At 72.0% G+C, this 26,760-nt stretch carries 22 protein-coding genes; 2 read left to right on the top strand and 20 right to left on the bottom strand.

Annotated elements, in window-relative coordinates:
- Window positions 1-11: 11 nt before the first annotated feature.
- The 17 genes from CP978_RS27580 to CP978_RS27500 form a co-directional block, all read right to left on the bottom strand.
- Window positions 12-1,190, bottom strand: a complete 1,179-nt coding sequence (locus CP978_RS27580; protein WP_227745473.1) for a sugar phosphate isomerase/epimerase family protein — start codon at window positions 1,188-1,190, stop codon at window positions 12-14.
- Window positions 1,187-2,611: an alkaline phosphatase family protein gene (locus tag CP978_RS27575; RefSeq protein WP_043445223.1), complete on the bottom strand. Its 1,425-nt coding sequence runs from the start codon at window positions 2,609-2,611 to the stop codon at window positions 1,187-1,189. Before CP978_RS27575 ends, CP978_RS27580 begins: the two co-directional genes overlap by 4 nt.
- Window positions 2,608-3,813, bottom strand: a complete 1,206-nt coding sequence (gene eboE, locus CP978_RS27570) for a metabolite traffic protein EboE (RefSeq protein WP_043445221.1) — start codon at window positions 3,811-3,813, stop codon at window positions 2,608-2,610. Before eboE ends, CP978_RS27575 begins: the two co-directional genes overlap by 4 nt.
- 3 nt (window positions 3,814-3,816) lie before the next feature.
- Window positions 3,817-4,686 carry a TatD family hydrolase gene (locus CP978_RS27565; RefSeq protein ID WP_043445219.1) on the bottom strand — a complete coding sequence of 290 codons (870 nt, stop codon included), beginning with the start codon at window positions 4,684-4,686 and terminating at the stop codon, window positions 3,817-3,819.
- Window positions 4,686-5,384, bottom strand: coding sequence for an EboA domain-containing protein (locus CP978_RS27560; protein ID WP_043445217.1), 699 nt, complete (start codon window positions 5,382-5,384; stop codon window positions 4,686-4,688). Before CP978_RS27560 ends, CP978_RS27565 begins: the two co-directional genes overlap by 1 nt.
- On the bottom strand, window positions 5,381-6,349 hold the full coding sequence (locus tag CP978_RS27555) for a sugar phosphate isomerase/epimerase family protein (RefSeq protein ID WP_043445215.1): 969 nt from the start codon (window positions 6,347-6,349) through the stop codon (window positions 5,381-5,383). The genes CP978_RS27560 and CP978_RS27555 overlap by 4 nt, the downstream gene beginning before the upstream one ends.
- A complete protein-coding gene (locus CP978_RS27550; RefSeq protein ID WP_150478320.1) occupies window positions 6,346-7,467 on the bottom strand; it encodes an SCO3242 family prenyltransferase in 1,122 nt (373 codons plus the stop codon). Before CP978_RS27550 ends, CP978_RS27555 begins: the two co-directional genes overlap by 4 nt.
- Window positions 7,464-8,609 carry an inositol-3-phosphate synthase gene (locus CP978_RS27545; RefSeq protein WP_043445213.1) on the bottom strand — a complete coding sequence of 382 codons (1,146 nt, stop codon included), beginning with the start codon at window positions 8,607-8,609 and terminating at the stop codon, window positions 7,464-7,466. The genes CP978_RS27550 and CP978_RS27545 overlap by 4 nt, the downstream gene beginning before the upstream one ends.
- Before the next feature lie 107 nt (window positions 8,610-8,716).
- The gene (locus CP978_RS27540; protein ID WP_043445212.1) at window positions 8,717-10,066 is read right to left on the bottom strand and encodes a ThuA domain-containing protein; all 1,350 of its coding nucleotides are present in this window, start codon (window positions 10,064-10,066) and stop codon (window positions 8,717-8,719) included.
- Between the two features lie 12 nt (window positions 10,067-10,078).
- Window positions 10,079-12,577 carry a PQQ-dependent sugar dehydrogenase gene (locus CP978_RS27535; protein WP_043445209.1) on the bottom strand — a complete coding sequence of 833 codons (2,499 nt, stop codon included), beginning with the start codon at window positions 12,575-12,577 and terminating at the stop codon, window positions 10,079-10,081.
- A gap of 144 nt (window positions 12,578-12,721) precedes the next feature.
- The gene (locus CP978_RS27530) at window positions 12,722-13,726 is read right to left on the bottom strand and encodes a sugar phosphate isomerase/epimerase family protein (RefSeq protein WP_043445207.1); all 1,005 of its coding nucleotides are present in this window, start codon (window positions 13,724-13,726) and stop codon (window positions 12,722-12,724) included.
- 12 nt (window positions 13,727-13,738) lie between these two features.
- On the bottom strand, window positions 13,739-15,013 hold the full coding sequence (locus CP978_RS27525) for a Gfo/Idh/MocA family protein (protein WP_043445205.1): 1,275 nt from the start codon (window positions 15,011-15,013) through the stop codon (window positions 13,739-13,741).
- Between the two features lie 60 nt (window positions 15,014-15,073).
- A complete protein-coding gene (locus CP978_RS27520) occupies window positions 15,074-16,123 on the bottom strand; it encodes a substrate-binding domain-containing protein (protein ID WP_043445203.1) in 1,050 nt (349 codons plus the stop codon).
- 17 nt (window positions 16,124-16,140) lie between these two features.
- Window positions 16,141-17,160, bottom strand: coding sequence for an ABC transporter permease (locus CP978_RS27515; RefSeq protein WP_043445201.1), 1,020 nt, complete (start codon window positions 17,158-17,160; stop codon window positions 16,141-16,143).
- Window positions 17,157-18,674, bottom strand: coding sequence for a sugar ABC transporter ATP-binding protein (locus CP978_RS27510; protein ID WP_043445198.1), 1,518 nt, complete (start codon window positions 18,672-18,674; stop codon window positions 17,157-17,159). The genes CP978_RS27515 and CP978_RS27510 overlap by 4 nt, the downstream gene beginning before the upstream one ends.
- A 470-nt stretch (window positions 18,675-19,144) precedes the next feature.
- Window positions 19,145-20,326, bottom strand: a complete 1,182-nt coding sequence (locus CP978_RS27505; protein WP_043445195.1) for an ROK family transcriptional regulator — start codon at window positions 20,324-20,326, stop codon at window positions 19,145-19,147.
- Between the two features lie 153 nt (window positions 20,327-20,479).
- A complete protein-coding gene (locus tag CP978_RS27500) occupies window positions 20,480-21,427 on the bottom strand; it encodes a beta-ketoacyl-ACP synthase III (protein WP_043445193.1) in 948 nt (315 codons plus the stop codon).
- A 386-nt stretch (window positions 21,428-21,813) separates the two neighbouring features.
- On the opposite strand from CP978_RS27500, the gene fdhD reads away from it, so the two are divergent.
- Window positions 21,814-22,710, top strand: coding sequence for a formate dehydrogenase accessory sulfurtransferase FdhD (gene fdhD, locus CP978_RS27495; RefSeq protein ID WP_043445191.1), 897 nt, complete (start codon window positions 21,814-21,816; stop codon window positions 22,708-22,710).
- Window positions 22,711-22,768: 58 nt separating this feature from the next.
- Here the strand turns inward: fdhD and CP978_RS27490 are convergent, their stop codons facing one another.
- The gene (locus CP978_RS27490) at window positions 22,769-23,809 is read right to left on the bottom strand and encodes a bile acid:sodium symporter family protein (protein ID WP_043445190.1); all 1,041 of its coding nucleotides are present in this window, start codon (window positions 23,807-23,809) and stop codon (window positions 22,769-22,771) included.
- A 120-nt stretch (window positions 23,810-23,929) separates the two neighbouring features.
- On the opposite strand from CP978_RS27490, the gene CP978_RS27485 reads away from it, so the two are divergent.
- Window positions 23,930-24,811, top strand: a complete 882-nt coding sequence (locus CP978_RS27485; RefSeq protein ID WP_043445187.1) for a LysR substrate-binding domain-containing protein — start codon at window positions 23,930-23,932, stop codon at window positions 24,809-24,811.
- 79 nt (window positions 24,812-24,890) lie between these two features.
- On the opposite strand, the gene CP978_RS27480 is transcribed toward CP978_RS27485, so the two are convergent.
- Window positions 24,891-25,994, bottom strand: coding sequence for a sensor histidine kinase (locus CP978_RS27480; RefSeq protein WP_043445185.1), 1,104 nt, complete (start codon window positions 25,992-25,994; stop codon window positions 24,891-24,893).
- Window positions 25,987-26,691, bottom strand: coding sequence for a response regulator transcription factor (locus CP978_RS27475; RefSeq protein WP_043445183.1), 705 nt, complete (start codon window positions 26,689-26,691; stop codon window positions 25,987-25,989). The genes CP978_RS27480 and CP978_RS27475 overlap by 8 nt, the downstream gene beginning before the upstream one ends.
- Window positions 26,692-26,760: the final 69 nt, after the last annotated feature.

Raw genomic sequence — 26,760 nt, 5'->3', positions numbered from 1 at the left:
TCGTGGCGCCGCTACTTGCAGCGAAGGGCGGCGAGGTTCTGGTAGCCGATGCGGGCGTGGGTCAGGGACTGGGCGGGGTCGGTGGAGCTGGGCGCGTTGTCCTGCTCGACCATCGGGTTGTGGTAGTTGCGGTCGCCGACCCGGGAGAAGAACGTCGTGTAGTCGATGACACCGGTGCCGAACGGGACCATGTCATAGCCCTGGCCGTTGGTGGTGTTGACGACGCCGTCCTTGGCGTGGAACAGGGGGTAGCGCTTGTTGTGGCGGGTGACCAGGCCGGCCGGGTCGAAGACCTTCTCCCGCCCGGAGCCGTCGTGGGCGGTGTAGGTGTGGAACTTGTACTGGGCCACATGCGCCCAGTAGATGTCCATCTCCAGCCAGACCAGCTTGGGGTCGGTGACCGAGAGGAAGTACTCCAGCTTACGGATGCCGGAGCTGCGGGTCGGGCGGCCCTGGGCGTCGAGCGGGCCGCCGTCGAGCAGGAAGTCGTATGCCGCGTCGTGGTTGTGGGTGTAGAGCTTGATCCCGGCGCTGCGGGCGATCCGTCCGAGTGTGTTCCACTTCTCGGCGGCCACGTCCCAGTCGGCCCGGTAGGCGCTGCCGGTGGGGTCGTTGCCGGTGCCCATGTGGTCCATGCCGAGGATGTTGGCGATCTCCAGGTGCTTCTTGAAGGTGTCCAGGTCCGCGGTGGTCAGGGGCCAGGATCCCGGGATGAAGCCGTGGTTGCCCTGGGCGCGCAGTCCGTACTCGTCCAGCCAGCGGCGCAGCAGCTGGGCGCCCTGGACGGTTTCCAGGTCGGCTCCGCCGGGCGCGTTGGCGTGCTGGCCGTAGCCGGCGAACTCCACCTGGCGGTAGCCGAAGCGGGCGAGCTGCTGGAACACGGCGCGGAAGCCGGAGGGCAGGGTGGTGGAGAGGGGGTCGCGGCCGGTGGCGTCGCGGACGGTGTAGAGGATGATGCCGCGCTTGTCCGCGGGGACGAGTTCATGGCCCTTGGCCTTGCCCTTGCCCTTCGACGCGGGGGTCGCGGGCGCGGCGAAGGAGGGGGCCGCGCCGAGGACGGGGGCGGCGACCGCGCCCGCCGCGACGGCGGTGCAGGTGCTCAGAAAGCGGCGGCGGCCGACGCCGAGGCTGCGGCGCAGGAGTTCGTCGGGGCCGGCGGTGCCGTTGTCTGTCGGGTGGATGTGGTTCACGGATGCCTCTCTCTGGACCGGTGGTCGGGGAGTCCCGCCAGGGTGAGCAGCAGTGACTTCACGTCGGTGGCCGCGAGACGGCCGTCGACGGCGCGGGGGGTGGAGCACAGGAGGAGCGGACCGTCCTCGTCGCGGGTGGGAAGCCGGCCGTGGCTGCCGCGGACGGGGGACGGGTCGAGGGGCACGACCGCCATGCGGTAGCGCATGCCGAGTTTCTTGCGGGCCAGGGCGGTGGCGGCCTTGACCTTGACATAGGGGTCGAGGGGATCCATGAACAGCTCGACCGGGTCGTAGCCGGGTTTGCGGTGGATCTCGACGAGTTGCGCGAAGTCGGGCGCGCGGGCGTCGTCGAGCCAGTAGTAGTACGTGAACCAGGCGTCCGGCTCGGCGACGGCGACCAGTTCACCGGCGCGCGGATGGTCGAGCTGATGGGCCTTCTTGCCCTCGTCGTCGAGGAGTTGCTCGATGCCGGGCAGACCGTCGAGTGCGGCCCGGGTGGCGTCCAGGTCCTCGGGGCGGCGCACATAGACATGGGCGATCTGGTGGTCGGCGACCGCGAAGGCGCGGGAGGCCATCGGGTCGAGGTACTCCATGCCGTCCTGGGTGTGGACCTCCAGCAGGCCGGCGCGGCGCAGGGCGCGGTTGATGTCGACCGGGCGGCTGACCGGGGTGATGCCGTACTCGGACAGCGCGACGACGGTACGGCCCTCGGCGCGGGCGTCGTCCAGGAGCGGCGCGACGGTGGCGTCCAGGTCGGCGGCGGCCTGGAGGGAGCGCGGGTCGTCGGGGCCGTAGCGCTGGAGGTCGTAGTCGAGGTGGGGGAGGTAGCAGAGCGCCAGGTCGGGGTGGCGGGTGCGGATGATGTGGCGGGTGGCGTCGACGATCCATTCACTGGAGGCCAGGCCGGCGCCGGGGCCCCAGAACTGGAAGAGGGGGAAGGTGCCGAGCCTCTCGGTGAGTTCGTCGTGCAGTTCCGCGGGCCTGGTGTAGCAGTCGGGTTCCTTGCGGCCGTCGGCGTAGTAGACCGGGCGCGGGGTGACGGTGATGTCGGTGTCGGCGCCCATGGCGTACCACCAGCAGATGTTGGCGACGGTGTAGCCGGGGTACGCGCGGCGGGCGGCGTCCCACAGTTTGTCCCCGGAGACCAGGCCGTTGTGCTGGCGCCACAGCAGTACGTCGCCCAGCTCGCGGAAGTACCAGCCGTTGCCGACGATGCCGTGCTCGGAGGGCATGGTGCCGGTGAGGAAGGTGGACTGGGCGGCGCAGGTGACGGCGGGCAGCACGGTGCCGAGCGCCGCGCGGGAGCCGGACCGGCCGAGTGCCCGGAGGTGCGGCATATGGTCGAGCAGGCGGGGGGTGAGGCCGACGACGTCCAGGACGAGCAGCGGGGTGGGGCGCCCGTCGCTCCGCGGGGTGCTCATGGCAGTTCCTTCAGGCCGAGATCGGTCAGCAGGTCGCGGGCGAGGGAGAGTTCGGCGGCGATGCCGTCGGCGAGGCGGCTGCGGTCGCGGGGCCGCAGCTCGGGCGGAAGGGCCGCCCAGGTGTAGGTCTCCACTTCGAGGTGCCGGGTGAGCGGGGCGGGTCCGCCGACGAGCCGGGTCAGGGCGGCCTCGAGGACGGGGAGGGTGGAGGTGAGGGGGGCCGCGGGTGGCGCGTGCAGCGGGACATGGAAGTGGGCGCGCCAGGGTGCGGTGTCGGGGAGGGCGCCGTCGTCGAGGGCCTGCCGGAGGTCGTCGGTGCCGTACAGCCCGGCGGCGAGGGGGGTTCCTGCCGCCTGCCCGGGGTCGGGAGCCAGGACGGTGCGGGTCTGGTGCAGGAAGCGGGGTTCAGCGAAGGCGGCCAGGGCCTCGCGGACCTCGGGGAGATGGGGGTGTTCGGCGTGCAGGGCCGCGGAGAGCTGGGACTTGACGAGGGGGACGCCGGCCCGGGTGAGGGCATCCAGGGCGGTGCCCGGGTCCTCGAAGGAGGTGGCGAGATGGCAGGTATCGACGCAGATGCCGATGCGGGGGTGGGCTACGGCGGACAGCGGGGCGATGGCGTCGGCGGTGGTCTCGATGGTGCAGCCGGGTTCCGGCTCCAGTCCGATACGGATCGAGCGTCCGGTCAACTCGGCCAGGGCGTCGAGGCGTTCGCCGAGGGTGCGCAGGGCGGCGCGGGCGGCTGTGGCGCGCTGTTCGTCGGCGGCGGTGCGCCAGTACAGCGGCAGGGTGGAGATGCTGCCCTCGGTGATGTCGTCGGGCAGCAGTCCGGCGAGCAGCCGGGCGAGGGCGGTGGTGTGCTCCAGGCGTGCGGGGTCGGCCCAGTCGGGGCTGTAGACGCGGTACTTGACCTCCTGGGCGCCGAAGCCCTCGTAGGGGAAGCCGTTGAGGGTGACGACCTCGAGGCCGCGTCGGTCGAGTTCGGTGCGCAGGCCGCGCAGCGCGGCGGGTTCGGTGACGAGGGCGCGGGCGGCGTCCTTGGCGAGCCACAGTCCGATGCCGAGGCGGTCGCGGCCCAGTCGGCGGCGCACCGGTTCGCAGTGGTCGCGGAGTTGGGCGAGGACACCGTCCAGTGTCTCGGCCGGGTGGACGTTGGTGCAGTAGGCCAGATGGACGGTGGAGCCGTCGGGGTGGCGGAAGCGCATGGCTCACTCCCCGCCGCGGAGGATGGAGTTGCCCTCGTGGGTGGCCCCGGTCCCGGTCGCGCCGGTGTCGGTGTCGGTGAGGTCGAGGCTCAGTCGGCCGCTGAGTCCGTAGAAGGCGACGGGGTTGCGCCACAGCACCCGGTCGACGTCGTCCTCGGTGAAGCCCCGGGCGAGCATCAGGTCGCCCACCGCGCGGGTCTTGAGCGGGTCGCTTCTGCCCCAGTCCGCGGCGGAGTTGACCAGGACCCGTTCGGGTCCGTGGGCGCGGAGGATCGCGACCATCCGCTCCTCGTCCATCTTGGTGTCGGGGTAGACGGAGAAGCCCAGCCAGCAGCCGCTGTTGTCGGCCTCCTTCAGGGTGGTCTCGTTGAGGTGGTCGACCAGGACGCGTTCGGGGGGCAGCGCTGACTCCCGGACCACGTCGAGGGTGCGGCGCAGACCGGCGAGCTTGTCCCGGTGCGGGGTGTGGACGAGCGCGGGCAGCCCGTGGTCGGCGGCGAGCTGGAGCTGGGCGGCGAGGGCGTGGTCCTCGGCGGGGGTCATGGAGTCGTAGCCGATCTCGCCGACGGCGACCACTCGGTCCTTGACCAGATACCGGGGCAGTTCGTCGAGGACGGGGGTGCAGCGGGGGTCGCCCGCCTCCTTGGGGTTGAGGGCGAGGGTGCAGTGGTGGGCGATGCCGTACTGGGCGGCGCGGAAGGGTTCCCAGCCGAGCAGGGAGTCGAAGTAGTCCAGGAAGGAGGCGGGCGAGGTGCGGGGCTGGCCGAGCCAGAAGGAGGGCTCGACGAGGGCGCGGACGCCCGCGGCGTGCATGGCCTCGTAGTCGTCGGTGGTGCGGGAGGTCATATGGATATGGGGGTCGAAGATGCGCATCAGGACTCCTTGCCGTGGGGGTCGTCCGTGGTGTGCAGGGCGGGCGCGGACCCGGTCAGGGCGAGCACATGGTGCAGTCCTTGGGGCACGGGACGGCCCGCGGCGGTGCGTTCGGCGGCGTAGTCGCCGAGCATGCGGGCGAGTTCGGCGTCCCCGGCGGCGCGCCCGGCCAGGTCGGCGACCTCCTCGACGGGGACGCCGGTGAACAGGCACTTCAGGACGGCGTGCCGCCAGGAGTGGGCGTCCAGATGCCGGGCGGCGTAGGGGCCGACGGCCGCGGCGAGGAGCCGGGTGTCGTTGGTCCGCAGCGCGTCCTCGACCAGCGGGACGGCTTCGGGGCCGGGCAGCAGGTGGGCCAGGGCGTGCAGGACGGCGCGGCGTTCGTCGGCGGTGCCCTGCCGGTAGACGCGGGTGAGGGCGTCGGTGCCGGGGTGTGCGGCGCTGAGGATGAGGACCCGGACGGCGTCGGCGTGCGCGGGGCCGCAGCGGCGGCCGGCCTCGGCGAGCCGCAACTCCCAGGCGGAGACGGGCCCATGGGTGTCCGGGTGGCCGGCGGCTTCGTCGAGGGCCCGGTCGAGCCAGGCGCGGGCGGCGGGGTCGAGACGGCGGTCGAGGCGGGCGCGCAGCTCGTCCGGGGAGGCGAGGGCGGGGGTGGTGCCCGTCTCCGGGCCGGCCGGGGTGGGGTGGGTCTGGCTCATCCGGTGCTCCCTTCGGGGGTGGCGGAGGGCTCGCCATGGGGAGGTACGGCCGCCGGCTCCGTGGCGGGTCCGGACCCGGCGAATGCCGTGCGGAGGAACGGGAGGGAGCGTTCCGCGTAGTGAGGTCCGGCGTGGGAGTGGCGGGGGAGTTCGACGACGGTCAGGCCCCGGTAGCCGGTGGCGGACAGGGCCGCGAGGACGGTCGGGAAGTCGATCTCGCCCTCCCCGAGGGGAAGGTGTTCATGGACGCCGCGCCGCATGTCCTCGATCTGGACGTGCCGCAGCCAGGGGGCGGCGGCGCGCACACAGTCGGCGGGCGGCAGCGGTTCGAGGCACTGGCAGTGGCCGATGTCCAGGGTGAGACCGAGGTGTCCGGGGTCGTCGAGGGTGCGCCGGAGCCGATGGAAGTCGGCGAGGGTCGCCAGCAGATGTCCGGGTTCGGGCTCCACGGCGAGGGGGACGCCCGAGGCGCCGGCCGCCGCCAGGACAGGGGCGAGACCCTCGGCGAGCCGCTTCCATGCGGTGTCCTCGTCGGTTCCGGCCGGGGTCACCCCGCTGAAGCAGTGCACCGCATGGGCGCCGAGTTCGGCGGCGACCCGGACGGCGTCGGTGAGCAGGGCGGTGCGGCGGGCGCGGTCGTCGGGGTCCGGGTCGAGGAGGGAGGGGCCGTGTTTGCGGCGCGGGTCGAGCACATAGCGGGCGCCCGTCTCCACGGTGACCTCCAGGCCGAGCGCCGCCAGGCGGTGCGCGACCCGGCGGGTGCGGGCGGCGAGGTCGGGGGCGAGCGGGTCGAGGTGCATATGGTCGAGGGTCAGTCCGACGCCGTCGTAGCCGAGGTCGGCGAGGAGGCCGAGGGCGTCGTCCAGACGGAGGTCGGCGAGCCCGTTGGTGCCGTAGCCGAACCGCAGGGGGCTTCGGGGGGCCGCCCGTCCGGTCGCCGGGGAGCGGGAGGGCTGAGGGGTCATGTCACGCTCACCTTTCTCGCGAACCTCGCGGCGATCGGGGCCAGGGCGGCGGTGAACAGCGCGCTGACCGGGGCGCCGGAGCGGGCGGTGAGCGCCGCCTGGAGCGGGATCATGGCGCGGATGCCGCCGCCGACGGCGCGTTGGGTGAGCGGGGGTGACGGGTTGAGAACGGCATGGGCGCAGGGGCGGGCTGCGGTCGTGGCGTAGGCGGCGGCGAGGAGGCCGCTCAGGGCGTCCCCGGCGGTGCGGCCGGCGTGCGGAGGGCCGCCCCCCGCGTCCCCGGCGGTGCGGCCGGTCCGCGGGAGGCCGCCCCCGGACGGCTGTGCGCCCCCGTCCGACGGCTCCGGCCCGGCCGTGTCCCCTCGGCCCGGCGGGAGCCGTCGGCCGCGCCCGGCCCCCGGGCCGAGGCGTCCGGCTCCGGGGGTGCGCCGGCGGGTCAGCATCGTGGTGAGCGCGCCGGTCGTGGCGAGCGCGGCCAGGGCGGTCAGGGGCGCGCCGCCGCGGGTCTCATGGCGGGAGACCGCGGTGACCGCGAGGGTGTGGGTGGAGAGCAGGGCCGCCGGGCGCAGGGCCGGGCGGACCCGGCCGGCGCCTGCCGCGGCGCCGAGCAGCAGGTCGAGGCCCCGGGCCGCCGCCATCGCGGCCGGTCCCGCCGGGGTGTGTTTCAGCGTCAGGTCGTACGCCCACACGGTCGCCGCCAGGGGGGCCGCGACGGCGAGTGCGGGGCGGCCCGCGCGGGCCGCCAGGGTGAGACCGGCCGCGGTGAGGGCGCAGGCCGCGGCCAGGGCCGCGGTGGGGTGCACCCGGCCGGAGGGGAGGGGGCGGTGCGGGCGTTCCCGGGCGTCCTCGTCACGGTCGGCCCAGTCGTTGAGGGCCATGCCCGCCTCGTACAGGCACAGGGAGGAGCCGATGGCCAGCAGGGTTCGGGGGGTGGGGCGGGCGGAGACGGCGGCGGCGCCCGCCAGTGCGTCGCCGGGGACGGTGAACAGGGCGGGTACGCGGAGGAGTTCGGCCCAGGCGTGGAGTGTGCCGCGGCGGCCGTCGCTCCGGGTGCGCAGGGCCGATGGGGGTGTGACGGCGGTTCCGGACGGACCGGCGCCCGGCTCGTCGTGGCTCATCGCGGCTCCCCGGTGGGCGCCTCGGCCGCCGCGCGCAGCCGTGCCGCGAACCCGGCCAGTGCCGCGTACTGCTCCCCGAGCGCCGAGGGTCCCTCCCCCACCGGGTCCTTGAAGTAGAAGCCCAGTTCGCCCAGGGGCCCGGACAGTCCGACCCGGTGGGCGCGCAGGGTCAGCCGGGCGAGGTCGAGGACCAGCGGGGCGGCCAGCGCCGAGTCGCAGCCCTGCCAGATGGTCTGCAGCACCATGCGGGCGCCGAGGAAGCCGTCGAAGGCGATGTGGTCCCAGGCGGTCTTCCAGTCGCCGAGTGCGGGTACGTCGTCGATGTGCACCTCGCCCTCCGGGGTGGTGCCGAGGGTGTCGGCGAGGACTCTTTCCTTGCCGGCGTTCTTGGCGGCCGCCGCGGCCGGGTCGGCCAGGGAGCTGCCGTCGCCGCCGCCCAGCAGATTGGTGCCGGACCAGGCCCGTACCGACAGGGCGCGCTGCGCGAACATCGGGCCGAGGACCGATCGCAGCAGTGTCTGGCCGGTCTTGCCGTCCCGTCCCGCGTAGGGCAGTCCGCTGGCCGCCGCCGTCGCGGCCAGCGCCGGATGGTGCAGTCCCGTCGACGGGGTGAAGTTCACATAGGGGCAGCCGGCCTCGAGGGCGGCGGCTGCGTACAGGGCGCTCGGCGGCAGCCGGTCGCCGGTCGCCGCGGGCTCGGTGGAGGCCACATTGACGACGACCGCCCCCGCGAGCCCGTGCCGTCGTACGAAGTCCCGGACGTCCGTGGCGAAGGAGGAGATCAGTTCCCGCTCGTCCCGCTCGTCGTGCGGGGCGGGGCCGCCGGGTCTGATCTCGGCTTCGGCGGCGGCGAGTTCGGCGGCGACGGCGGAGGGCAGTCCGCGCGGCAGCACCCCGCCCGCGGCCAGCGCCTCGGCCCGCTTGGGCAGGGGGCAGTCCACGGTGTCATGGCCGCCGAAGACGAGGGAGGACAGGGCCGGGAGGCCACAGCCGGCGAACACCGGTGTCTCGGTGACCAGGCCCGTGGGCGGGTGCAGGCCCCCGGTCAGGGCGCCGCAGCCCGCGACGACGGTGGTGGCGACGGAGCCCCGGGCACCGATCAGCCACACCCCGTGGCGGCTTCGGGAGGGGGACGCGGACATGGGCAGCCTCCTTGTCGTGCGAGAAGAACCCAACAGAGACGAAGAACCCGACGGAGACGGAGGGGAAGGCGGCGGGCGGGAGTCCGGCGTCTCCCGCCCGCCGCCGCTCAGTGGCCCTCGACGGGCAGTTCCTTGATCCGGATGTCGCGGAAGGACACCTGGTCGTCGGCTCCGTGGTTCTGGATGCCGAGGTGTCCGTCGCGCAGGCTCCGGGCCGGATCGGTGTTGGTGAAATCGTTGATCTGCACGCCGTTGAGCCAGATGCGGAGGCGCTCGCCCTCCACACGGATCTCGTACGTGTTCCACTCCCCCGGCGGGTTCAGCGCGCGGTCGCGCTTCTTCAGGTCGGCGGACTGGAAGCCGTAGACGGCCCCGGTGGTCCGGTCGGGTTCGTCGGTGGCGTCGATCTGGATCTCATATCCGTTGTCCACGGCCGACCAGGGGTCGTCCGAGGGCGGGAAGCCCACGAACACACCGGAGTTGTCGTCGCCGGCCATCTTCCAGTCGAGCTTGAGCGAGTACGCCTGGTACGTACGCTCGGCGTACCAGAGCAGGCCCATGCCGCCCGTCGAGGTCAGGGTGCCGTCCTCGTCCAGGGTGAAGGAGCCCGGGCCCGCCTGCTTCCAGCCGGACAGCGAGCCGGCCGTGCCGTCGAAGAGCGGCCGGTAGCCGTTCTCCGGGCGGCAGTCCGCCTGTGCGTCGCCGATGGTCCAGCGGATTCCGCCCAGCAGGTGCCGGAGGAAGGCCGGTTCGGCGTAGGACTCCTTGGTGTGGCCGCCGCCGGTGTAGAAGGCCCGGCCGCCCCGGTAGTTCTGGCACCAGGCGATCGGATGGTCCCCGTGCATGGTGCCGCCGGTGTACGAGGACTCGTCGAGCGAGGCGAGGACATGGGCCCGGTCCCGTGGATCGGAGCGGTAGTTGTACCACTCGTCGGTGCGTTCCCAGGTCCGTGCCAGTTCCGAGGTCGCCGGGTGGGCGCGGTCCTCCACGTCCACCCGGGCGCTCTGGATCTCCGGGTGCGACTCGAAGTAGGCCCCGGCGAGGCCGCCGTAGAACTCCCAGTCGTACTCGGTGTCGGCGGCGGCGTGCACGCCCACATAGCCGCCGCCCTTGTGGATGTAGTCCTCGAAGGCCCGCTGCTGCGCGGGGTCGAGCACATCTCCCGTCGTCGACAGGAACACCACCGCGTCATAGCGCTTCAGGTGCCCCGGGGTGAAGGCCTTCGCGTCCTCCGTGGCGTCGACGGTGAAGCCGCCCTGCTCGCCGAGCCGCTTCACCGCCTCGATGCCCTCCGGGATGGAGTCGTGGCGGAAGCCGGCGGTCCTGGAGAAGACCAGCACCCGCTTCCCCGTCCTGTCCGGCTTGCCCGAGGCCTGGGACAGGGCCGGTTGTGAGACGCAGCCCAGTACCAGCGCGGCTCCCACGACGGCGGTCGTCAGTCGGCCGGTGATCCGCATGGCGTCCTCCCCTCAGCCGGTGGTGAAGGTGAAGTCGTCCACGTCGAAGAGGGCCCCGGAGCCGCCTCTGAAGACCAGATAGAGCGTGGTGGTGGCCTTCGGTGCCTTGGACAGTTTCGCGCTGACGTCCTGGAAGGTCTCCCAGCCGCCGGTCACCGGCACGGTGGCCTTGCCGAGCAGGGTGCCCTTCGGGGAGCCGGTGCGGATCTCCAGGGTGCCGCCCGCGCCGCCGGAGGAGATGCGCGCCGTGAACGTCCTGGCGTCGCTCAGGGCGTAGGGGGTGAAGGAGATCCAGTCGCCGTCATGGATGTCGCCGACCGTCTTGGCGCCGTGCGCGGCGTCCTTGGCGATCACGGAGATGCCGGAGGAGTCACCGAAGTGCTCGGCCTGGCGGTGGCGGGGCTGGGTGACATTGCGGGCGTGGGTGGTAAGCGGGGCCTGGCCGCCGCCCCCGCCGTCGGTGTATTCGGCGTCGAAGACACCGAAGATGTTGGCGTTCTCGTCATGGCCGCCGTCGGCGCTGGTCCGGATGGTGCCGGAGCAGCCGTCGGCTGAGGTCAGCGGGTGGCCGTGGGTGTCGTGGCCGAGGATGAAGGTGACCTTGACCTTGGTGCAGTCGATCTTCTTGTCCTCGGGGTCGGTGACCTTCACCTTGAACGGAATCGCGTCACCGAAGGAGAACAGCTGCCCGTCCTGCGGGAGTTGCAGGGTCACGGTGGGCGCGGTGTTGCCGACCACGATCTGCACGCTCGCGTTGCCGCTGAACCCGGTGGGGTCCTTGACGGTCAGGGTCGCCGTGTAGGTCCCGTTCTTGTTGTATTTGTGCGTCGGGTTGAGGGCGGTGGAGGTGCCGCCGTCACCGAAGTCCCAGTGGTAGGTGAGCGCGTCGCCGTCCTGGTCGCCGGTGCCCGCGGAGGAGAAGGTCACCTTGAGCGGGGCCTTTCCTGAGGTGCGGTCGGCCGCGGCCCGGGCCACCGGTGCGTGGCCGTCGGTGACGTTCTCGATGCGGTAGAGGCCCGAGTTGTCGTCGCCGCCGAACCAGGAGGTGCCGTAGTCCAGGACGTAGAGGGCGCCGTCGGGGCCGAAGGCCATGTCCATCACCTGGGTGCCGCTCCAGGGGAAGGGGTTGATGGACCGGACGGTGCCGTCGTCGTCGGTGACGATCCGCTTGATCCAGCGCCGGCCGAACTCCCCGGCGAAGAAGTTGCCGTCGTACTCCTCGGGGAACTTCACCGCCGAGTCGAGGGTCGGGTCGTAGTGGTAGACCGGTCCGCCCATCGGGGACTCGGAGCCGTCGCCGAACTCGGGTACGGACGGGCCGTCGTAGGGGATCCAGGCGGGCTGGGCCGGGGGCAGATCGGTCAGTCCGGTGTTGTGCGGCGAGGTGTTCTTCGGGGCGTCGCAGTCGTAGGCGGCACCCGAGGTGCGGGTGGCGAAGTCGTACTCGCGGTAGGCGTCGTTGGCGCCCGTGCAGTACGGCCAGCCGAAGTTGCCGGCGCCGGTGATGCGGTTGAACTCGACCTGTCCGGCAGGGCCGCGCTGGGGGTCGGCGGCGCCTGCGTCGGGGCCGTAGTCGCCGACGTAGAGGATGCCGGTGGCCTTGTCGACGCTGAAGCGGAAGGGGTTGCGCAGGCCCATGGCATAGATCTCGGGGCGGGTCCGGTCGGTGCCGGGCGGGAAGAGGTTGCCCTCGGGGATGGAGTACGAGCCGTCGGCGTTCACCTTGATGCGCAGGATCTTGCCGCGCAGGTCGTTGGTGTTGCCGGCCGAACGCCGGGCGTCGAAGGCGGGGTTGCGGCCGTCGCGGCCGTCCAGGGGGGCGTAGCCGTCCGACTGGAACGGGTTGCTGTCGTCGCCCGTCGACAGATACAGGTTGCCGTCCTGGTCGAAGTCGATGTCGCCGCCGACATGGCAGCAGATCCCTCGGGAGGTCGCGACGTCGAGGATCTTCTGCTCGCTCGACGCGTCGAGCGTCCCGTCGGTGTTCAGGACGAAGCGCGACAGCCGGTTGACGCCGTCGTAGGGCGCGAAGTCGGCGGCGGTGCCGTTCTCCGGGGCGTCGTCGCCCGGAGTGTTCAACGGGGGTGCGTAGTAGAGGTAGATGAACCGGTTGTCGTTGAAGTCCGGGTCGACGCCGACGCCTTGGAGGCCCTCTTCGTCGTGCGAGTAGACGTCGAGCTTGCCGGCCAGCCGGGTGGTGCCGTCGGCGTCGGTGATACGGAGTTCTCCGCTGCGCGAGGTGTGCAGTACGGAGCGGTCCGGGAGGACCGCGAGCGACATGGGCTCGCCGACCTCCGCCTCGCCCTTGGCGAGGGTGACCTGCTGGAAGTCCGGCTCGGCGGCCGTGGTTCCCGGGTCGGCGACGGCTGCGCCGGCCCCCGGGGCGGTGAGGGTGAGGCCGGCGCCCGCCAGCAGCAGCCCGCCGAGGAGCGCGACGGCCTTGCGGAAGGACGGGCGTCGTCTGTGGGTCTCGATTCTGCCGGTACCGGTGGTGCGATCGTTCCCGTGCACGGATGCCTCCAGAGAAAGGCCGGTCGTACGGGGCGGGTGCGGTGCGCCGGGATGCGCCGTCATCCCGGGGTCATGGGGGGTGCTGCGGTGGTGCGCCGGGGCGGTGTCCGGTGGTTCCGGTCGGGCGGAACCACCGGACAGCGCTCAGTCGTTGCCGCCGAACGCCGCGTCGAAGGAGGCCGACGGCGGCTCGAAGTCGTACGCCTTGAGGCGGGTCAGTGCCTCGGGGGCGCCCTGGAGCCGGTCCATCCCGGCGTCCTCCCACTCGACGGAGACGGGACCCTGGTATCCGATGGAGCGCAGCATGCGGAAGACGTCCTCCCAGGGGACGTCACCGTGCCCGGCGGAGACGAAGTCCCAGCCGCGGCGGGGATCGCCCCAGGGCAGATGGGAGCCGAGCCGGCCGTTGCGTCCGTCGAGGCGTTTGCGGGCCTCCTTGCAGTCCACGTGGTAGATGCGGTCGCGGAAGTCCCACAGGAAGCCGACCGGGTCGAGGTCCTGCCACACGAAGTGCGAGGGGTCGAAGTTCAGTCCGAAGGCGGGACGGTGGTCGACGGCGGCCAGGGCCCGCTGGGTCGTCCAGTAGTCGTAGGCGATCTCGCTGGGGTGGACCTCGTGCGCGAACCGTACGCCCTCGGTGTCGAAGACGTCGAGGATCGGGTTCCAGCGCTCGGCGAAGTCCTGGTAGCCGCGTTCGATCATGGATTCGGGGGCGGGCGGGAACATGGCGACCAGATGCCAGACGGCGGAGCCGGTGAAGCCGATCACGGTGTCGACGCCGAAGGCGGCGGCGGCCCGCGCGGTGTCTGCGATCTCGGTCGCGGCCCGGCGCCGTACGCCCTCCGCCTCGCCGTCGCCCCAGATGCGGGCGGGCAGGATGGCCCGGTGGCGTTCGTCGATGATGGCGTCGCACACGGCCTGGCCGACCAGATGGTTGGAGATCGCCCAGCACTTGAGGCCGTACTTGTCGAGCAGCTGATGCCGGGAGGCGAGGTACCCCGGGTCGGCGAGGGCCTTGTCGACCTCGAAATGGTCTCCCCAGCAGGCGAGTTCCAGTCCGTCGTAGCCGAAGTCCCGGGCGAGGCGGCAGACCTCCTCGAGGGGGAGGTCCGCCCACTGACCGGTGAAGAGTGTGAAGGTGCGCGGCATGACGGGGCCTCCTCAGACGGCGACGGTGGTGTAGACGGAGTTCTTCGCGGCGCTCTCCTCGACCGCCGCCAGGACGCGCTGGACCTGGAGCCCGTCGGCGAAGGAGGGGTCGGCCTCGCGGCCCTCGGCGATCGCGTGCACGAGGTCGTGGGCCTGGTGGACGAAGGTGTGCTCATAGCCGAGGCCGTGGCCCGGCGGCCACCAGGCGTGCAGATAGGGGTGGTCGGGTTCGGTGACGAGGATGCGGCGGAAGCCGGCGTACATCCCCGGTTCCGTACCGTCGTGGTATTCCAGCTCGTTGAGCCGCTCCAGGTCGAAGGCGAGCGAGCCGCGCTCGCCGTTGAGCTCGATGCGCAGCGCGTTCCTGCGTCCGGTGGCGTACCGGGTGGCCTCGAAGGAGGCCAGGGCGCCGGAGGTGAACCGGCCGGCGAACAGGGCCGCGTCGTCCACGGTGACCGGTCCGGTGCCGCCGCTCGCCACGGCGGACAGACCGCTGGTGGGTCCGCCGGGCAGCGGGCGTTCACGGACGAAGGTCTCGGTGAGGGCGGAGACCCCGGCCAGCCGCTCCCCCGCGAGGAACTGGGCGAGGTCGACGGCATGGGCACCCAGATCGCCGAGCGCCCCCGATCCCGCGGACTCCTTGCGCAGCCGCCAGGTCAGCGGGAAGTCCGGGTCCACCAGCCAGTCCTGGAGATACGCGACCCGGACGTGGCGCAGGGTGCCGATCCGGCCCTCGGTCACCATCCGCCGGGCCAGCGCCATGGCGGGCAGGCGCCGGTAGTTGAAGCCCACCATCGCCAGCCGGCCCCGCTCCCGGGCGGCTTCTGCCGCCCGGGTCATCGCCTCGGCCTCCGCGACGGTGTTGGCGAGGGGCTTCTCGCACAGCACATGCTTGCCTGCCGCGAGGGCGGCGAGGGCGATCTCCGCATGGCTGTCGCCGGGGGTGCAGATGTCGACGAGGTCGATGTCGTCCCGGGCGATCAGGGCCCGCCAGTCGGTCTCGGCCGTCGCCCAGCCGTGCCGGTCGGCGGCCGCCCGCACGGCGGTCGCGTCGCGGCCGCAGATCGCGGCGAGGACCGGGGTCAGCGGCAGATCGAAGACCCGGCCCACGGTGCGCCAGCCCTGGGAGTGGGCGGCGCCCATGAAGGCGTAGCCGACCATGCCGACGCGGAGCGCCGGCCTCGCGGTCCGGGCACGCTCCGGCCCCCCGGCCGCGGCGCCCGCCGACTGCTCGGCGGCGGACGGCCGTTCGCTCTCTGCCCCTTCTGACTGCTGCGGCTGTGCCATGCGTGAGTACTCCTCGTCGTCCTCGTCGTGATAAGGCCGTGGGGGTGCAGGGCCGAAGGATCAGCGGAAGCCGGTGGGCATGTACCGGTCGACGTTGTCCTTGTCGACGACGGCCGAATAGAGAGTGATCGAGGCCGGGATCTCGTACTCGGCGAGGCCGCCGATCCCCTTGCCCTGGCCGAGGGCGCGGGCGAGGTCGATCGCGGAGGCGGCCATGGTCGGCGGATACAGCACGGTCGCCTTCAGCACGCCGTTGTCCTGCTTGATGGCCTCGAAGGCGGACAGCGCGCCCGCGCCGCCGACCATCAGAAAGCCGTCCCGGCCGGCCTGTTCGACGGCCCGCAGGGCACCCACGCCCTGGTCGTCGTCGTGATTCCACACGGCGTCGAACTTCGGCTGGGCCTGGAGGAGTTGGGCCATCTTGGCCTGTCCGGACTCGACCGTGAACTCGGCGGCCTGGCGGGCCACCTTCTTGATGTTCGGGTAGTTCTTGAGCGCGTCGTCGAAGCCCTGGGTGCGCTGTTTGGTGAGTTCCAGGTTGTCGAGGCCGGCCAGTTCGATGACCCGGGCGTCGGACTTCCCCTTGAGCTTCTCGCCGATGTAGTGGCCGGCGTTGAGCCCCATGCCGTAGTTGTCGCCGCCGACCCAGCAGCGGTAGGCCTGGGGGGTGTTGAAGATGCGGTCGAGGTTGACGACCGGGATGCCCGCGCGCATCGCCTTCAGCCCGACCTGGGTGAGCGCCTTGCCGTCGGCGGGCAGCACCACCAGGACGTCGACCTTCTTGTTGATGAGGGTCTCGATCTGACCGATCTGCGCGGCCGTGTCGTTGGAACCCTCGGTGATCTCCAGGGTGACGTCCTCGTACTTCTCGGCGCGGCTCTTGGCGTTGTCGTTGATGGCGTTGAGCCAGCCGTGGTCGGCCTGGGGTCCGGCGAAGCCGATGGTGACGTGCGTGCCGGGCTTGCCGTCGGTGGCCGGGGTGTCGTTCGCGGCGGTCTTCTCGCTCTTGGGCTCGTTGCTCGTGCACGCGGTGAGGAAGGCACCGGCGGACACGGCGGCGGTCCCGAAGAGCAGTCCTCTGCGGCTGGTGAACGGCGTCTGCTGTGACATGGCGGTGAACCCTTTCCTCAGGTCGTGCTCGCGGTACGGCGCTGGACCAGCACGGCGGCGACGATGATCGCGCCCTTGGCGATCTCCTGGACGTCGCTCTGCAGGTTGTTCAGGGCGAAGATGTTGGTGATCGTGGTGAAGATCAGGACACCGAGCACGGAGCCGGTGATGGTGCCGCGGCCCCCGCTGAGCAGCGTGCCGCCGATGATCGCCGCCGCAATGGCGTCGAGTTCATAGAGGTTGCCGTTGGTGTTCTGGCCCGAGCCGGACAGGACGATCAGCAGGAAGGCGGCGATGCCGCAGGCCAGTCCGGACAGCAGATACAGATACAGCCGCTGACGGCGTACGTCGATGCCGGCCAGCCGGGCCGCCTCCGGGTTGCCGCCCACGGCGACCGTGCGGCGCCCGAAGGTGGTGCGGTTGAGCACCAGCCAGCCGATCACGGTGACGGCGGCGAAGACGAGCACCAGCGGCGGGACGCCCAGCACATAGGAGTCGCGTTCGCCGAGCCTGAGCACACTGCCGACGGTGACGATCTGGGTCCTGCCGTCGGTGATCTGGAGGGCGAGTCCGCGGGCCGAGGCCAGCATGGCGAGGGTGGCGATGAACGGGACCATCCCGCCGTAGGCGATCAGCAGTCCGTTGACCAGTCCGCAGCCCACTCCGACGATCATCGCGGTGAAGAGGATGCCCGCGAAGCCGTACCCCTGGGTCGCGACGGTGGTCGCCCAGACCGAGGAGAGGGCGACGATCGCGCCGACCGAGAGATCGATGCCGCCCGAGGTGATGACGAAGGTCATGCCGACGGTGACGACACCGATCACCGAGGCCTGGGTGAGGACGAGTTGGAGGTTGCGGGTGTCCAGGAACTCGTCCGGTCTGGTGATCCCGCCGATCAGGATCAGCACGGCGAGCACACCCAGCAGGGACAGGGTGCGGACATCGGCGCGGGCCGGCAGGGAGCGCCAGGCGGGGAGTCCGCCGGCCGGGGGCAGCTTGCCGGCGCTGTCCCGGGGCGGGGAGACGTGCTGCGTCATGATGCCGGGCTTCCTTCCATGACCAGGTCGAGTACGCGGTGTTCGTCCAGGGCCCGGGCGGGCGCCTCGTGCACCACGCGGCCCTCGCGCAGCACCAGGACACGGTCGGCCAGGCCGAGCACCTCGGGCACCTCGCTGGAGACCAGCAGCACCGCGAGGCCCTCGTCGGCGAGGCGCCGGACGACCGCGTACAACTCGGCGCGCGCTCCCACGTCGACGCCGCGGGTCGGCTCGTCGAGCAGCAGCACCCGGCAGCCGCGCAGCAGCCAGCGGGCCAGGACGGCCTTCTGCTGGTTGCCGCCGGAGAGGGTGCGGACCGGCACGGAGGGGTTGTCGGGGCGCAGCGACAGCTCGCGGGTCGCCGCGCGTGCCGCGCCGCGTTCGGCGCCCCGGTCGATCCATCCTCCGCGCGCGAAGCGGGACAGGGAGGATACGGACACATTGCGGGTGACGGACTCCAGCATCAGCAGGGCCTGTGCCTTGCGTTCCTCGGGTGCCAGCCCGAGCCCGGCGCGCACCGCGGCGGGTACGCTACCGGGGCGCAACGGCCGTCCGTCCACGAGGACTTGACCGGCGGTGGGCCTGCGGGCGCCGTAGACGGTCTCCAGGATCTCGGAGCGTCCGGAGCCGACGAGGCCCGCGAGGCCGACGATCTCGCCGGGGTGGACGGCGAGGTCGAGCGGCGCGAACTCTCCCTCCCGGGCCAGCCCCCGGACCTCAAGGACGGGCGTGCCGCCCGGTGGCGAGGGGGGCCGTTCGGGGAAGACGTACTCGACGTTCCGTCCCGTCATCAGCGCCACGACCTCGCGGGTCGGTGTGGTCCTCGCCGGCAGTCCGCCCGCCACGGCCCGCCCGTCCTTGAGGACCGTCACCCGGTCGCCGATGCGGCGGATCTCCTCCAGGCGGTGCGAGATGTACACCACGGCGACCCCTTGGGCGGTCAGGTCGCCCACGATGCGGAACAGGTTGTCGACCTCGTCCGGGTCGAGCGCGGCGGACGGCTCGTCCATCACGATGAGCCGTACGTCGTGGGAGAGCGCCCGTGCCATCGACACGATCTGCTGCTGGGCCGCCGACAGTTCACCGACGAGACGGGCGGGATCGATCTCGGGGTGTCCGAGTCTGGCGAGGAGCCGGGCCGTCGACGCGCGGGCCGCTCCCTTCCGTACGACGAATCCGGCGGCCGTGGGTTCATGGCCGAGGTGGACGTTCTCGGCCACCGACAGGTGCCCGACCAGGTCGAGTTCCTGGTAGATGGTGGCGATGCCGCGGCGCATGGCGGCGCTGGGCGAGCGGAGGGTGACCTCTTCCCCGCACCAGCGGATGGTGCCGGTGTCGGGCTGGTGGGCGCCGGCCAGGACCTTGATCAGGGTGGACTTCCCGGCCCCGTTCTGGCCGAGCAGACAGTGCACTTCTCCGGCCTGGACGTCGAGGTCGACGCCGTCGAGGGCCCGGACTCCGGGGAACGACTTGGTGATGCCGGACATGGTGAGCAGCGGCGGTTCTGGTGCCATGTGGGTCCCCCAGGCGGGCGTACGGGCCGGGTTCGGAACGGAACGCGTACCGGGCAGGCGTGTTCGGGGCGGGGCGATGCGGGGCGGTGGCCGGGTGGTGCGGGGGCAGAGCTTGGTTGCACGTGGAGCCGAGGTGCGGGCGGAGCCGAGTCGGTGCGGGACGGTGCGGTGCCGTGCGCCGGGTGATCTCCGCGGGTCTCGCTGCGGGCGGTCACCGCGGTGATCTCAGCGGTGGTCCTGCGAGTGCTGTGTACGGGTGGTCCCGCGGTGCGGGTGTGCGGTGGTCCTGCAGTACGGGTGGACCTGCGGTGCGGGTGCGGTGGTCCTGCGGTACGGGTGTACGAGCGATCCTGCGGTGCAGCTGTGCGGTGGTCCTGCGGTGCGGATGTACGAGTGATCCTGCGGTGCGCTGCGCGGTGGTCCCGCGGATGCTGTCCGCGGGTGATCTCTGCTGGAGCCGGACGGGCCGTCTACACGGGGGAGAACAGGTGGTCGCTGATGAGGCGGGCCGCGCCGATGACTCCGGCCTTGTGGCCCAACTCGCCGAGGACGATGGGCAGATTGCCCGTCGCCAGCGGCAGAGACTGGCGGTAGACCTGGGTGCGGATCGCGGCGAGCAGGGTGTGACCGAGGCCGGTCACTCCGCCGCCGATCACCACGAGACCGGGGTTGAAGAAGCTGACCAGGCCGGCGATGACCTGGCCGGTACGGGTGCCGCCCTCCCTGATGAGGTCGAGCGCGGTGGCGTCGCCCGCGGCGGCCGCGGCGGCGACATCGACGGCGGTGAGACCGCCCTGGGTCTCCAGCCGTGCCGCGAGCTCCGGGGACAGTCCCTGCTGGGCCGCCTCCAGTGCGTCACGGGCCAGGGCCGCGCCACCGAAGTGGGCCTCCAGGCAACCCCGGTTGCCACAGGCGCAGGGGCGTCCCTCGGGCACGGCCTGGATATGGCCGATGTCGCCCGCGCTGCCCGTCGCACCACGGTGGACCTCACCGCCGGCGACGATGCCGCAGCCGATGCCGGTACCGATCTTGATGCAGAGGAAGTCGCCCACGGAGCGGGCGACGCCCGCGTGCTGCTCCCCCATGGCCATCAGGTTCACATCGTTGTCGACCATGACGGGGCAGCCGAGTTCCTGGCTGAGTGCCTCCCGGACCGGGAAGCCGTCCCAGCCCGGCATGATCGGCGGGGCGACCGGTACGCCTTCGGGGAAGCGGACCGGGCCCGGGACGCCGATACCGGCGCCGTCGAAGCCCTCCGCCAGCCCGGTGGCCTTCAACTTCGCGGCCATGGACAGGGCTTGCTCGAAGACCGCGACCGGGCCCTCGCGTACGTCCATGGGCTGGTTGAGGTGTCCCAGCACCTCCAGTTCGGCGTTGGTGACCGCGACGTCGACCGAGGTCGCGCCGATGTCGACGCTGAGGAAGCGCAGATGGGGGGCGAGCCGGATGTTGTGGGAGCGGCGTCCGCCGCGCGAGGCGGCGAACCCGTCCGCGACGACCAGCCCCGTCTCCAGCAGCCGGTCGACCTCCACGGCCAGCTTCGACCGTGACAGTTCGATCTGATCGCCCAGTTGCGCGCGGGAGTTGGGACCCCCGTCGCGCAACAGCCTGAGCAGCCGGGCCTGGTGCGCGTTCGCCGGTCGTGCCGTCATTCGTCTCACGCGCCCCTCCCCGCCCCGCATCGGCCGATCGCTCCGGGCTTTCGAGGGGAACGTATCAGCGACTGCCGGAACTGGGAAGAAGTTTCACAGCAATCACCGACGACTTTCCCCACTGCCAGGACAAAGTGACGGCCCGGCGACTGCTCAGGGGCAGCGGACCACCTGGCCCGCGTACGACAGATTGCCGCCGAAGCCGAAGAGCAGCACTTCGTCCCCGGTCGAGATCTCCCCGCGTTCCACGAGCTTGGAGAAGGCCAGCGGGATGCTCGCCGCGGAGGTGTTCCCGGATTCGCTGACATCGCGGGCGACCACCGCGTTCACGGCACCGAGCTTCTGGGCGAGCGGCTCGATGATGCGCAGGTTGGCCTGGTGCAGCACGACCGCGGCCAGGTCCTCGGGCGCGGTGCCGGCCCGCTCGCAGACCCGGCGGGCGATGGGCGGCAGCTGGGTGGTCGCCCACCGGTACACGCTCTGGCCCTCCTGGGCGAACCGCGGGGGCATGCCCTCGATGCGCACCGCGTGCCCCATCTCGGGCACCGAACCCCACAGCACGGGCCCGATCCCGGGCGCCTCGGCGGACGGGTCGGCCTCGACGACGGCGGCCCCGGCACCGTCGCCGACCAGCACACAGGTCGTGCGGTCGCTCCAGTCCGCCACCTCGGACATCTTGTCCGCCCCGATGACGAGCGCCCGGGTGGCCGCGCCCGCGCGCACCGCGTGGTCGGTGGTGGCCAGCGCATGGGTGAAACCGGCGCAGACGACATTGACGTCCATCGCCGCCGGGGAGGGGATGCCGAGGCGGGCAGCGACCCGGGCCGCGGTGTTGGGCGAGCGGTCGACGGCGGTGGAGGTGGCGACCACGACCAGGTCGATGTCACGGGGCGCCAGTCCCGCCGACGCGAGCGCCTTGGCTGCGGCGTGCGCGGCCAGCTCGTCGACGGGTTCGTCGTCGCCGGCGATATGACGCGTCCGGATGCCCACCCGGGTCCTGATCCACTCGTCGTTGGTGTCGACCATGGTGGCCAGGTCCTCGTTGGTGAGCACCTTGGCGGGCTGGTAGTGGCCGACGGCGACGATACGCGAGCCGGTCATGGGCGGGTCCCCCTTGTGGCCGTGGGTAGCGGGATCCACCAGTCTGATCAATGACTCACGGGTATGACGGCAGGCGAAGTGACAGGAAAGGGGCGCCCTTGTTGTCGGCTTCCCGCAGCCCCTCGGACACCCTCGTGCCCCTACGGCCGCCCGGAGCAGCGGATGTCACCCGGTGGGCCGGGGCGAACGGGTGCGGCTCGGCGTGGCGCTCCCGTGCAGGGGGCGTACCACCCCCTCGCCGGGGCCCCGTGTCTGCGGGACCATGTGCAGGACAATGAGATCGTCGGGGTCACCCCGCCGCACCGCGGCGACCGGTGACCCGGGCGACCGCCGCATCGAGGGCCGCTCCGTCCGGCCGCACGCACAGACCCGGGGCTGATGAGGACATGGGACGAGTCACGGAACGACGCAAGGTGATCCGCATCCGCAACGGGACGGTCTCCGCCCGGCCGGACACGCTCGTCGCCGAGGAGCCGCTGGAGATCAGGCTCAACGGGAAGCCCCTCGCCATCACCATGCGCACCCCGGGCGACGACTTCGCGCTGGCCGCCGGGTTCCTGGTCAGCGAGGGTGCCCTGGGCGGACAGGGAGACGTGCAGAGCATCGTGTACTGCGCGGGGGCCACCCATGGGGACGGCTCCCCCGCGGACGACGGGGCCGGGGCGCCGAGCGGGCCACCGGGCTCGAACACCTACAACGTGGTGGATGTGCGGACCTCGCCGGGCGTGGTGCTGCCCGACATCACGCTGGAGCGCAATGTCTACACCACCTCCTCCTGCGGACTGTGCGGCAAGGCGAGCCTGGACGCGGTCCGCACCACGGCGCGCTGGCCCATCGCCGACGCCCCGCCGCTCCGGGTGGACCCGGAGCTGCTGGCGCTGCTCCCCGACCGGCTGCGTGCGGCCCAGCGGGTCTTCGACCGGACCGGGGGCCTGCATGCGGCGGCCCTGTTCACCGAGGACGGCGAGCTGCTCGACGTCCGCGAGGACGTGGGCCGGCACAACGCGGTGGACAAACTGGTCGGCCGCGCCCTGCAGAACGGGGATCTGCCCCTGTCCCGGGCCGTCCTGCTGGTCTCGGGCCGGGCCTCCTTCGAGCTGGCGCAGAAGGCCGTGATGGCGGGCATCCCGGTACTGGCCGCGGTCTCGGCGCCGTCGTCGCTCGCGGTGGACCTGGCCGCCGAGACCGGACTGACCCTGGTGGGCTTTCTGCGGGGCAGCTCCATGAACGTGTACGCGGGCGAGCACCGCATCCCCCTGCACACCCCGGCCGGCCGGGGCTGACCGGTCCCCGTCGCCGTCCCGGGCGAATCCGGCCGGGACGGCCTCGACCGGGACGGCCTCAGCCTGGCAGGCTCCCCGTGCCGACCGCGCCCGGTGCGCCTATGGCCCTCCCCGCGTCGGCATCGCCCGGCCGTGGGTCGCGGGCGCGGCGTTTGGCGATCACCGCGCAGACCATGAGCTGCATCTGGTGGAAGAGCATCAGCGGCAGCACGGCGAGCGAGGCATGCGTCCCGAACAGCACGCTCGCCATCGGCAGTCCGGAGGCGAGGGACTTCTTCGACCCGGCGAACTGGATCGCGATCCGGTCCTCCCGGTCGAAGCCCAGGGCACGGCCGCCGTACCAGGTCAGCAGGAGCATCACGGCCAGCAGCGCCGCCTCGACCACCAGGAGGCCGCCCAGTCTGAGCAGGCTCACCTGGTGCCAGATGCCCTGGACCACGCCCTCGCTGAACGCGGTGTAGACGACCAGCAGGATCGAGCCGCGGTCCACCAGTCCCAGCACCGTACGGTGCCGCGTGAGAAAGCCCCCGACCCAGCGGCGCAGCAGCTGCCCGGCGAGGAACGGCACCAGCAGCTGCAGCACGATCTTGACGAGCGAGTCCGTCGAGAGACCGCCGCCGCTGTTGCCGAGCAGCACCGCCGCGAGCAGCGGGGTGACGAAGATGCCGGCGAGCGAGGAGAAGGAGCCCGCGCAGATCGCGGCGGGCACATTGCCGCGGGCGATGGAGGTGAAGGCGATCGACGACTGGATGGTCGAGGGGACGAGGGTCAGAAAGAGCAGGCCGGTGTAGAGGTCGTGCGTCAGGAGTCCCGGCACCAGGCCGCGCGTGGCGAGGCCGAGTGCGGGAAAGACGAGGAATGTGCAGGCCAGCACGGTGACATGGAGTCGCCAGTGCCGGAGCCCGGCCAGTGCCTCATGGGTGGAGAGCCGGGCCCCGTAGAGAAAGAACAGAAAGGCGATCGCGGCCGTGGCAGCGCCCGATGCTACGGGGGCGGCCGTGCCCCGCGCCGGGACGAGGGCCGCGAGTCCCACGGTGCCCAGCAGCAGAAGGATGTACGGATCGACCGGCATCCATCGAGGCCATGACAGACGTTTCACTGTGCTCCCGTACTCGGTGCTTCCGGCTCGTTCACCCTCCCCATGCTCCCCTTCCGGACAGCGATCGGGAATCCGGCACACCCCTCTGACTGCTATCACGCTTCGCGATAACCTGAGCCTGTGTACGACCCTTCCCATCTGCGGACGTTCCTCGCGGTGGCCCAGACGCTGAGTTTCACCCAGGCCGCCCGGCGGCTGGGGCTGCGCCAGTCCACCGTGAGCCAGCATGTGCGGCGGCTGGAGGAGGCGGCCGGGCGCCGGCTGTTCACCCGGGACACCCACTCCGTGGAGCTGACGGAGGACGGCGAGGCGATGCTCGGCTTCGCCCGGCGGCTCCTGGAGGTGCACGAGCAGGCGGCGGCGTTCTTCACCGGGACCCGGCCGCGGGGCCGGCTGCGGTTCGGCGCCTCCGAGGACTTCGTGCTGACCAGACTGCCGGAGATCCTGGAGCGCTTCCGGTACGAGCATCCCGAGGTCGACCTGGAGCTGACGGTCGAGCTGTCGGGCACGCTGCACGAACGGCTCGCGGCGGGCCGGCTCGACCTGGTGCTCGCCAAGCGGCGGCCCGAGGACCCGCACGGTGAACTGGTCCGGCACGACAGGCTGGTGTGGATCGGCGCGGAACGGCTGCGTCTCGACCCCGACCGGCCCGTTCCGCTCATCGTTTATCCCCCGCCGGGCATCACCCGCGCCCGTGCCCTGGAGGCGCTGGAGCGTGAGGGCCGGCCCTGGCGCATCGTGTGCACCAGCGGCAGCCTCAACGGTCTGATCGCGGCGGCCCGCGCCGGTCTGGGGGTGATGGCCCACTCCCGGGGGCTGGTCCCGCCCGGGCTGGTGCGTGTCCCGGAGCGTGCGGGCCTGCCGGAACTGGGCGAGGTCGACTTCGTACTGCTCCACGCGGCCCGGCCCGGCACGGCCCGGAGCGCGGCCGGGGCACTGGCGGCTGCGATCCTCGCGGGCGGCGACCGGCTGCACCGGGGTCGGCGCGAGCCGAACTGGTAGCCGCCGCCACCCGCGGACGGCCGAGCCGACCGCTCAGGCGGGAGTACGGGCCTGTCGGCGCTCAGGCGGGAGTACGGGTCTACGGGGCCGCCGTGGGCAGCTCCACGGTGATGCGGATCCCGCCGGCGGGGCGCGGAGCGAGGGTGAGCGTGCCGTCGTGTGCCTGGGTGATGGTGTCGGCGATGGCCAGGCCGAGGCCGACGCCCGCGTGGTCGGTGCGGAGGCGTTCGGTGCCGCGCCGGAACGGTTCGGTGAGGGTCGGGACCAGTTCCGGGGAGAGCTGCTCGCCGGTGTTCTCGACCGTGAGCACCGCGGCCCCGGGGCGGACGTCCGCGGAGACCCACACGGTGCCCCGCTCGGGCAGGTTGTGGACGATCGCGTTGTGCACCAGGTTCATGGTCAGCTGGAGCAGCAGCGCCTGCGATCCGAACGTGGGGGTGAGATCGCCGCGGATCTCGACGGTGACGCCGTGCTTCTCCGCGAGGGGGAGCAGGGTTTCGGTGGCTTCTTCCACCACGAGGGAGAGGTCGAGGTGTTCTCGGGTGAAGGAGCGCTGTTCGGCGCGGCTGAGCAGGAGCAGCGCCTCGGTGAGGTCGATCGCCCGGGTGTTGACGGTGTGCAGGCGCTCGACGAGCTCGCCGGTGTCACGGTCCGGATCGGTGCGGGCCACCTCGAGGAGCGCCTTGGAGATCGCCAGCGGGGTGCGCAGCTCATGGGAGGCGTTGGCCGCGAATCTCCGCTGTTCGGCGACGTGCGCCTCGAGCCGGGCGAGCATCGTGTCGAAGGCGTCGGCGAGTTCGCGGAACTCGTCCTTGCGGCCCGGGAGCCGGATCCGGTGGGAGAGTGATCCGTTCGTGGCCGTGCGGGTGGCGCCCGTGATGCGGGTCAGCGGGGCCAGCATCCGGCCGGCCAGGATCCACCCTCCCACCAGGCCGAACACCAGCAGGATCACCAGTACCGCGGCCGCCCTCGGAGCGAAGACGTGCAGAAGGCTGGACCGGACGGGAAAGACACCGGGCGTGAGGGTGTCCGTGGAGCCGGGGATGATGAGCGCGCGTTCGGGGATGTATCGCAGCAGGAACAGCCACACCGCCGCGAGCAGCAGAACGCCGGCGAGCATCAGGAATCCGGTGTAGCTGAGGGTGAGTTTGAGGCGAACGCTCACCCCGGGCGGTCTATCCACGCTCCTCTCCTTCCGGTCCTTCCGGTCCGGCCCCCGGTCCCGTGTCGATGCGGTAGCCGGTGCCCGGCACGGTGGCGATGATCCAGGGTTCGCCGAGACGCTTGCGCAGGGCCGAGACGGTGATGCGCACGGCGTTGGTGAACGGGTCGGCGTTCTCGTCCCACGCGCGTTCCAGGACTTCTTCCGCGCTGACGACACCGCCCTCGGCGGCGACCAGGACTTCGAGCACCGCGAACTGCTTCCTGGTCAGCGCGACATAGCGGCCGTGCCGGTAGACCTCCCGGCGAAACGGGTCCAGTCGCAGACCCGCGATCTCCCGCACGGGCGGCCTGTTGTGGGCCCGTCTGCGGTCGAGCGCTCTGAGCCTGAGCGCGAGTTCCCGGAGCGCGAAGGGCTTGGTGAGGTAGTCGTCGGCGCCGAGTCCGAACCCGGAGGCCTTGTCGTCGAGACGGTCGGCCGCGGTGAGCATCAGGATCGGCATGCCGCTGCCGGAGGCGACGATGTGTGCGGCGATCTCGTCACCGGACGGTCCGGGAACGTCCCGGTCGAGGACGGCGATGTCGTAGGTGTTGACTCCCAGCAGTTCCAGAGCGGTGTGGCCGTCACCCGCGATGTCGGCCGCGATCGCTTCCAGGCGCAGGCCGTCGCGGATGGCTTCCGCCAGATAGGGTTCGTCCTCGACGATCAGCACACGCATGTCGTCGACGATACAAGTCGGCGCATATCGTCCCCGTATCGAGAACCGCATACGTGCCTGCGACACCGC

This window comes from Streptomyces nodosus (genome assembly GCF_008704995.1).
Classification (GTDB): Bacteria; Actinomycetota; Actinomycetes; order Streptomycetales; family Streptomycetaceae; genus Streptomyces; species Streptomyces nodosus.
Note: the sequence above shows the minus strand (reverse complement) of the source record. Positions and strands in the feature narration are given on the sequence as shown.